This is a genomic window from Sphingomonas sp. (genome assembly GCF_036677245.1).
Classification (GTDB): domain Bacteria; phylum Pseudomonadota; class Alphaproteobacteria; order Sphingomonadales; family Sphingomonadaceae; genus Allosphingosinicella.
Map to the genome: position 1 here is coordinate 24,051 of NZ_JAKFCG010000080.1, position 7,885 is coordinate 31,935.

Genomic DNA, 7,885 nt, shown 5'->3' on the forward strand with positions numbered 1-7,885 from the left:
GGGCGGCCAGAGTGATTTCAGGTCAGGCGGAAGCACCTGACCACTCAGAAATCACGGAAAACAAAAGATAATTGGACTGAGTCCCGGTTTGATCAAACCGGGAGCGAGTCTAGCCGCGCGAGAGGCCAAGCGCCTCATAGGCCGCCTTGAGCGTCGGCTCAGCCAGCGCCGTGGCACGCGCCGCGCCCCTCGCGAGCAGGCGGTCGATCTCGGCGGGATCGCTGCGCAGTGCCTCGAGCCGCGCCCTGATCGGCCGCAGTGTCTCGACCGCGAGCTCCGCAAGGGCCGGCTTGAACGTGCCGAAACCCTGGCCTGCGAACTCCTGCAGCACGGCGGCGGGCTCGCGCTCGGCGAGGCCCGCATAGATGCCGACCAGGTTGCGCGCCTCGGGGCGGGCGCCGAGCTCGTCGAGGCTGTCGGGCAGGGGCTCCGGGTCGGTTTTCGCCTTGCGGATCTTCTGGACGATGAGGTCGTCGCCGTCGATCAGGTTGATCCGGCTCATGTCCGACGGATCGGACTTGGACATTTTGCTGGCGCCGTCGCGCAGCGACATGATCCGAGCTGCTGACGCGCCGATCAATGGTTCGGGCAGGGTGAACAGCTCGACCCCGAAATCGCTGTTGAACTTGGCGGCGATGTCGCGTGCCAGCTCGATATGCTGCTTCTGGTCTTCGCCGATCGGAACGTGCGTCGCCTGGTAGAGCAGGACGTCGGCCGCCTGAAGCACCGGATAGGCGTAGAGGCCGACGCTCGATCCTTCGCGGTTCTTGCCCGATTTTTCCTTGAACTGGGTCATGCGGTTGAGCCAGCCGATCCGCGCCGTGCCGTTGAGCAGCCAGGCGAGCTCGGGATGGGCCGGCACGCGTGCCTGGTTGAACAGCACCGAACGTTCGGGGTCGATGCCCGAGGCGATCAGCACCGCCGCCATCTCGCGGACGTTGGCGCGAAGCTCGGCGGGCTCGTTGTGGACGGTGATCGCGTGCAGATCGGCCAGGAAGAACAGGCATTCGCCTTCGTCCTGCATCTTCACCCAGCGGGTGATCGCGCCGAGATAATTGCCGAGGTGGAGATTGCCGGTCGGCTGGATTCCCGAAACGACCCGCATCACGCTGACCTCCTGCGTTTCATCAGGAGGAGAATGTCCTCCTTGCTCATCGCCCCGATCGTCCAGGCGACGGCGAAATAGACGATGCCGCCGATCGCGACGAGGGCTCCCACCGCCACCAGCCGTTCGCCGGTCGATCCCGCGAACCATCCGGCGAACAGCGAACGCGCGCCCCATAAGGCGGCGCCCATGATCGCGCCGGCGAGCAGCTGGCGCAGGAGTCGGCCCCACAACCAGGTCTCGATCCGGAAGTGGCCCCGGGCGCGGAGGATGAAATAGAGCGTGATCGCGTTGAGCCAGGCCGATGTCGCGGTGGTGAACGCGAGCGCAGCGATGCCCATCACCGGTATCAAGGCAACATTCAGCGCGATTCCGACCAGCAGCATCGCGATCGCGATGTAGAGCGGCGTCTTCATGTCCTTGCGTGCGTAGAAGCCCGGTGTCAGCACCTTGATCAGCACGTAAGCGGGCAGCCCGGCGACGATGATCGACAGCACCAGCGCGGTCGTTGCCGCATCCTCTGCGGTGAAGCGCCCGCCTTGGAACAAAGCCGCGACGATCGGCCCCGAGACGACCGCCAGCGCGATCGCGGCGGGGAGCGTCAGGAGCATCGCCAGCTCAGTCGCCTGGCTCTGGATTTGGCCGGCCTCTCCGCTCTCGCCGCGGTCGACCGCGCGGCTGATCGAGGGCAGGATCGCGGTTCCGAGCGCCGAGCCGATGATCGCCAGCGGAAGCTGGTTCAGCCGGTCGGCGAAGCCGAGGTAGACGAGCGAGCCCTCGGGGAGGCTGGTGGCGAAATAAGCGTAGAAGAATTGGCTGATGTAATAGATGCCGCCGCCGAGCGTCGCCGGCAGGATCAGGATCAGCAGCTCCTTGACCCGGGGGGTCATCTTCGGCGGCCGCAGCCGCATCCTCAATCCCGCCCGATGGACGCTTGCCCAGCACAGGACGAGTTGGAGAATGCCGCCGGCGATCACGCCGATCGCCATCGCCTCTGCGGTGGCCGGCCCCCCGTGGGGAGCGAGGAGCAGCGCCGCGATCAGCGCGATGTTGAGCAGCGCCGGCGCAAAGGCGGCAGCAGTGAAGCGGGTGAGCGAGTTGAGCACGCCCGAGAACAGCGACACCAGGCTGATGAACAACAGATAGGGAAAGGTGATGCGCGTCAGCTCGACCGCAAGCGCGAATTTCTCAGGCTCGTCACGCCAGCCCGACGCGATCAACCACACGAAGGCCGGCATGCCGATCATGAAGACCAATGTCACCACGATCAGAATCGGCAGGAAGACCGCCAGCACCTCCTCGGCGAACTTCCTGGCTTCCTCCATGCCGCCCTCGCCGTTGAGCCTTTGGCTGAACAGCGGCACGAAGCCGGCGGAAAAGGCGCCCTCGCCGAACAGGCGGCGGAACAGGTTCGGGATCAGGAAAGCCAGCGCGAATGCGTCGGCCGCCATGCCGGCGCCCATCACGCGCGAGAAGATCATCTCGCGCACGAAGCCGAGGATGCGGCTGACCATGGTCAGCCCGCCGATCGTGCCGATCGCCTTCGTCAGGTTCATCCGGCGGCGCCCCCCTGGCCGGTCAGGCCTGCCCGGTGATTTCCGGTGCCTGCTGTCCGCCCTGCGCCTCGGCTTGCGCTGCCTGCTGCATGTAGAGCGCGCCGAAGTCGATCGGCTCGAGCATCAGCGGCGGAAATCCGCCGTCCTGGACCGCGTCGGCGACGACTCTGCGCGCGAACGGGAACAGGATCCGAGGGACTTCGGCGAGCAGCACCGGCTGCAGCTCTTCCTCGGCGATGTTCCGCGCGCCGACCAGGCCGGCGTAGAGCAGCTCGATCTGGAACGCGATCTGATCCTCGGCGCGCGCCGAAATCTCGATCTTGAGCGCGACTTCGTGGACGTCGTCGGCAAGCTTTTGCGCGCCGATGTTGAACTGGACGTCGATCTGCGGCTGGCCCTGCCATTGATAGACCGCCGGCGCGTTCGGATTCTCGAACGATAGGTCCTTCACATATTGCGAGATGATGCCGAATTGCGGCGTGTTGTCGGCGCCATTGGCGGCTTGCCCGCCCGCGTCAGTAAAGCCTTCCAGCTCGGCCATAAAACCCACCCTTCGACATTTTTCGAGAAGACGGCCGCGCAGGCGCGACCATTGCGGCGGCGGGTAGCAGGAGCCTTTGCCGCACGCAACCTGGCGGGCAATTGCGGCTTCCCCGTCGGCGGGTTTGAATCCTGCGGCCCACGCGCCTATGTAGGGCCTGCGCGCTCCTGCTGTGTCGCGACGCTTCGGAGACAATCGGTGACGGTCGAGATCGTATTGCTGGCCATGGTGGCCTTGTTCGTTGGCTTGCGGCTCTATGCCGTGCTCGGACGACGCACCGGCCATGAGCAGCAACCGGTCATTCGCCCGGCGGAGCCGGCGGCGGGGCCGGAGCTTGCGCCCGCGAGCGACGCCGGCGCCGACCGCGCCGAGCGGGCAGGGCTCGTCTACGAGGATGCCGCGGCGCGCGGCATTCGTGCGTTGATTGCCGCCGACAGCAGCTTCGACGTTGCACGCTTCCTCGATGGCGCGCAGGCCGCCTACCGGCTGATCCTCGAGGCGTTCTGGCGGGGCGACGAGCCGGAGCTCGCGCAATTCGTCGGTGACGACGTTCGCGGCTCCTTCTCGGCGGCGATCGCCGCGCGTGAGGCCGCTGGCCACACCCTCGACAATCGCCTCGTCTCGATCGAGCGCGCGGTGATCGAGGATGCCCGTCTCGAAGGTCGTACCGCCACGATCGTCGTCCGCTTCGATGCCGACATCGCGGCCGTGACCCGCAACCGCGAAGGCGAGGTGGTCGCAGGGTCGCTCACCGACGCGGTGCCGACCCACGACATGTGGACCTTCCGCCGCGTGCTCGGCAGCGACGATCCCAACTGGCTGCTGGTCGAGACCGACGACGCGTAACTGAGCGCGAGCGGGTTGGACCGCCGCGCCTCCTGCCGCTTTCCTCGCGCGGCCGAACCTCGTTATAGAGACCGGGTGCCAGATTCTCGCTCTCGCGGCGCCCGCCGCACGTCGGGTCGTCATTCGCCGCGCCAGCTGCCTGGGTTGCGCCGTTCGCGCAGCCTGATCGAGGTTCCGCCGCTGTTCGCCTTGCTCGTCGCGCTGGCGAGCTGCACGACCTCCTCAACCCCGCCGCCCATCGCTGCGACACCGACGCCGCCGGTTCCTCAGCCCGAGGCTCCGGCCGCCGAGAATGCGCGGCTCTCGGGGGTTCGCCCAGGGCCTCCGCTGGAAAGCTTGGGCATCGCTCCCGCCTCTGCCGCACGGGCATTGGCGGCGTTTCGCGTGAGCTGCCCTTCGCTGGTCAAGCGCAGCGATCCGTCGCAGCTTGCCCGGCCTGAGGATTGGGCGCCGGTCTGCGCCGCTGCGGCCGCCTGGCCGGAGCGCGACGCCTTGTCCTTCTTCGCCAATCAGCTGGAGCTCGCCCAGGTGGGGGAAGGCAGCGCCTTCGCCACCGGTTATTTCGAGCCCCGTATCGCCGGATCGCGCAGCCCCGGCCCCGGCTATGCGGTGCCGATCTATGGCGTTCCGGACGATCTCGTCGAAGCCGATCTGTCGCTTTTTTCAGACACGCTGGCCGGCCGCCGCGTTCGCGGCCGCGTCGAGAAGCGCAAATTCATCCCCTATCACGACCGCGCGGCGATCGAAGACGGCGCGCTTGCCGGGCGCGGACTCGAGATCGCCTGGGCGGCCGATCCGATCGACATGTTCTTCCTGGAGATCCAGGGCTCGGGCCAGCTCGAGCTGCCCGGCGGGGAGATCGCGCGGATCGGCTATGCGGGGCAAAACGGCCGCGAATATATCGCGATCGGCAAGCTCATGAAGGAGCGCGGCCTGCTCGCGCCCGGCGGCACCAGCATGCAGGCGATCGTCGCATGGCTTCGTGCCCACCCGGCCGAAGGCCGCGCGATCATGCGCGAGAACAAGAGCCATATCTTCTTCAGGATAGTGGAAGGCCCCGGGCCGCTCGGGGCGCTCGGCCTTCCCGTCACGCCGCGGGCGACCGTCGCCGCCGATCCCAAGTTCGTCCCGCTCGGCGCGCCGGTGGTGCTCGTCACCGACCGCCCCGAGGCCAACGGCATCTGGATCGCGCAGGATACCGGCGGCGCGATCAAGGGCGCCAACCGTTTCGATACCTTCTGGGGCGCCGGCGACGAGGCTGCCCGCCTGGCCGGCGGCATGTCGGCGCGCGGCCGCGGCTATGTCTTCCTTCCGCGCGGAACGATTGCGCGCCTTCAGGCCGCCGACGACGATGGCACGCAAGCTCGGAACTAGCGAACGGGCATTGTGGGCCAAGGTGATCGCCAGCGTCACGCCGCTTCATCGCGGCAGGAAGCTGGAGGCACCCGCGCACGAGGCTCTAGATGCGCCGCTGCCCCAGGAACTATCAGAGCTGCGGCCGGCACCGGGACGTCGGCCGCAGCCGCGTGCCGCGCCGGCGCCGGCCGCACCGGGCGCCACGCTCGACGGCAGCTGGGACCGGCGCCTGGCGCGCGGCGCGGTGCAGCCCGATCGGGTCGTCGATCTCCACGGCCACAGCCTTGCCGCCGCTCATGCCTTGCTCGACAGCCGCCTCGACGAGGCGATCGCATCGGGCGCGCGGGTGCTGCTGCTGGTCACCGGCAAGCCGCCGCAGGGTGACCGGCGGCCGGCCACTCGCGGCGCGATTCGCGCGGCGGTGGGGGATTGGCTCGCGGCGTCGCGTCACGCGCCTCATATCGCCGCGATTCGTGCCGCCCACCCGCGCCATGGCGGTGCCGGCGCGCTCTACATAATCCTGCGCAGGTCCGGGCCGGTCCGTAGGCCAAAATCTTAACTTGCGGCTCCTATGAATCGAGGGACTCCCTGGGGGGACCAGGACCATTGGGTGGGACGGCTGCACTGCGTAAGTTCTTCAGCATCGTCGGCAAGATCAGCAACGGCCTGCTCTCGGTTTGCGCCGGGACAGCGTCGTTCATCTTCACGATGGGCGCGTTGCTGCTGCTGCGCGATCTCGACGATCAGATCGTCGCCTCGATTGCGATGGGCCTGTTCGCCTTGCTCGTCGTCTGGGTCGCCTCGGAAAAACCCAACAGCCGCCAGGCGCGCGCCGTTTCGGCCCTGATCGATCGATTGCTCGCGGTCGAGACAGGCGACCTCAAGTCGCCGACGCCCCGTGTCGTGCGCGAAGAACTGCCGGCGCTCGCATCGGCGGTGGACGGGCTGTTCAAGCAGGTCCGCTCGAATCTCGACAACGTCCACAAGATGGCGATGTACGATCCGGTCACCTCGCTCCCCAACCGCATCCATTTCAAGCGCGAGGCGGAACGCATCCTCAAGGCGCGCCGCTTGAACGAGCCGCTCGCCTTGCTGTTCGTCGACCTCGACGGCTTCAAGGAAGTCAACGACAGCCTCGGCCATGCCCAGGGCGACCACATGCTGGTCAAGGTCGCCAATCGGCTGCGGGCGGTGGTCAAGGAGGAAGCCGCGCAGAAGAACCTGCTTCATCCGCTGATCGCCCGCCTCGCCGGCGACGAATTCACCTTGCTGTTCCCCTCGATCGGCGGCGTGGAGGCGGCAGAGCGGATCGCCCAGCGCGTTCTCGCCAGCCTATCCGCACCATTCGAGCTGGCGGGCCAGAAGATCGCGATCGGCGCCTCGATCGGCGTCGCGCTCTGCCCGGACGACGGCGCCGATCTCGCCAGCCTGATGAAGGCGGCGGATATCGCCATGTATCATGCCAAGGCGTGCGGCCGATCGCAGGTCTGCTGTTTCAACAACGATCTCGGTGCCGCTTTCGAGGAAAAGTCGCGGCTCGAGAAGGATCTGCGGGAAGCGCTCGGACGCGATGAGTTCGAGCTCGTCTTCCACCCCCAGCTCAGCATCCATACCGGCGCGATCGTCGCCGGCGAAGCGCTGGTCCGCTGGCACCACCCGACCGATGGCGTCAAGCTGCCGAAAAGCTTCATCGGCATTGCCGAGGAAAGCAGCCTCATCCTCCATATCGGCGACTGGGTCGCAACTACGGCGGCGCAGACCGTCGCCCGATGGCAGGCGCTGGGTCTGACCCAGCGGCTCGCGTTTAACGTCAGCGCGCGCCAGCTCGAGCAGCCCTTGTTCTTCACGCAGCTGAGGCGTGCGATGGCCGAGGCGGGCGCCGCACCATGGCTGCTCGAGCTCGAGTTCACCGAGACTCTGGCGATGCGCTGCAGCGAGCGGCTGCTGGACGAGATCGCCGCCTTGCGGAGCGACGGCGTCTCGATCACCATCGACGATTTCGGGTCCGGCTATTCGAACCTTGCGCGCATGAAGGACATGCCGCTCGACCGGGTGAAGCTCGATGCGAGCCTCACCAGGGACATCGATCATTCGGAAAGCGCCCGCACGATCGTCGCTTCGGTCGTCCATCTCATCCATGGCCTCGGGGCCGAAGTGGTCGCCGAAGGCGTCGAGCGCCGCGAGCAGCTCGAGGTGCTGCGGACGATCGGCTGCGATCTCGTCCAGGGCTATATCTTTGCCCAACCAATGGGTGGCGACGAGTTCGCCGAATGGGTCCAGTCGCGCTCCGCGCTCGAACGGCAAGTCCTTCGCGCCTGACGGCGTCCAACCGAGCGGAGCTTGGCGGCGTCGCCACGGGATCTAGCTAAGCGCGCCCGCAATCACCCGCCGATAGATCTTCTGCAGCATCCTCAGATCCTCGAGCGCGACCGCTTCGTCGAGCTTGTGCATCGTCGCATTGACCAGGCCGAACTCGGCCAC

Annotated in this window: 7 protein-coding genes and 1 pseudogene; 4 read left to right on the forward strand and 4 right to left on the reverse strand. The window is 67.3% G+C overall.

Annotated features, from left to right (window positions below; all coding sequences use genetic code 11):
* Positions 1 to 109: 109 nt before the first annotated feature.
* From trpS to secB, 3 genes are read right to left on the reverse strand one after another with little or no spacing between them, the layout of a single operon-like run.
* A complete protein-coding gene (trpS, locus tag V6M48_RS09315) occupies positions 110 to 1,105 on the reverse strand; it encodes a tryptophan--tRNA ligase (protein WP_332812260.1) in 996 nt (331 codons plus the stop codon).
* Positions 1,105 to 2,661 (reverse strand): murein biosynthesis integral membrane protein MurJ, encoded by a 1,557-nt coding sequence (gene murJ, locus V6M48_RS09320; protein ID WP_332812261.1) that lies wholly within the window; start codon positions 2,659 to 2,661, stop codon positions 1,105 to 1,107. Before murJ ends, trpS begins: the two co-directional genes overlap by 1 nt.
* Positions 2,662 to 2,683: 22 nt before the next feature.
* Positions 2,684 to 3,202: a protein-export chaperone SecB gene (gene secB, locus V6M48_RS09325; RefSeq protein ID WP_332812262.1), complete on the reverse strand. Its 519-nt coding sequence runs from the start codon at positions 3,200 to 3,202 to the stop codon at positions 2,684 to 2,686.
* 225 nt (positions 3,203 to 3,427) lie between these two features.
* Between secB and V6M48_RS09330 the strand changes: the two genes are divergently transcribed.
* The 4 genes from V6M48_RS09330 to V6M48_RS09345 all read left to right on the forward strand — a co-directional run bounded on the left by V6M48_RS09330 (position 3,428) and on the right by V6M48_RS09345 (position 7,723).
* The gene (locus tag V6M48_RS09330; protein WP_443019070.1) at positions 3,428 to 4,048 is read left to right on the forward strand and encodes a Tim44/TimA family putative adaptor protein; all 621 of its coding nucleotides are present in this window, start codon (positions 3,428 to 3,430) and stop codon (positions 4,046 to 4,048) included.
* 180 nt (positions 4,049 to 4,228) lie between these two features.
* On the forward strand, positions 4,229 to 5,422 hold the full coding sequence (gene mltA / locus V6M48_RS09335) for a murein transglycosylase A (protein ID WP_443019071.1): 1,194 nt from the start codon (positions 4,229 to 4,231) through the stop codon (positions 5,420 to 5,422).
* The gene (locus V6M48_RS09340) at positions 5,400 to 5,963 is read left to right on the forward strand and encodes a Smr/MutS family protein (RefSeq protein ID WP_332812264.1); all 564 of its coding nucleotides are present in this window, start codon (positions 5,400 to 5,402) and stop codon (positions 5,961 to 5,963) included. Before mltA ends, V6M48_RS09340 begins: the two co-directional genes overlap by 23 nt.
* Before the next feature lie 47 nt (positions 5,964 to 6,010).
* On the forward strand, positions 6,011 to 7,723 hold the full coding sequence (locus V6M48_RS09345; protein WP_332812265.1) for a putative bifunctional diguanylate cyclase/phosphodiesterase: 1,713 nt from the start codon (positions 6,011 to 6,013) through the stop codon (positions 7,721 to 7,723).
* Between the two features lie 42 nt (positions 7,724 to 7,765).
* Here V6M48_RS09345 and V6M48_RS09350 read toward each other — a convergent pair.
* Positions 7,766 to 7,885, reverse strand: a pseudogene (locus V6M48_RS09350) (succinyl-diaminopimelate desuccinylase); the annotation flags it as partial.

Excerpts from the sequence above, each read along its gene's own strand:
- secB (WP_332812262.1), bottom strand. The coding sequence starts at position 3,202 with ATGGCCGAGCTGGAAGGCTTTACTGACGCGGGCGGGCAAGCCGCCAAT.
- V6M48_RS09330 (WP_443019070.1), top strand. The coding sequence starts at position 3,428 with ATGGTGGCCTTGTTCGTTGGCTTGCGGCTCTATGCCGTGCTCGGACGA.
- trpS (WP_332812260.1), bottom strand. The coding sequence starts at position 1,105 with ATGCGGGTCGTTTCGGGAATCCAGCCGACCGGCAATCTCCACCTCGGC.
- V6M48_RS09340 (WP_332812264.1), top strand. The coding sequence starts at position 5,400 with ATGGCACGCAAGCTCGGAACTAGCGAACGGGCATTGTGGGCCAAGGTG.
- murJ (WP_332812261.1), bottom strand. The coding sequence starts at position 2,661 with ATGAACCTGACGAAGGCGATCGGCACGATCGGCGGGCTGACCATGGTC.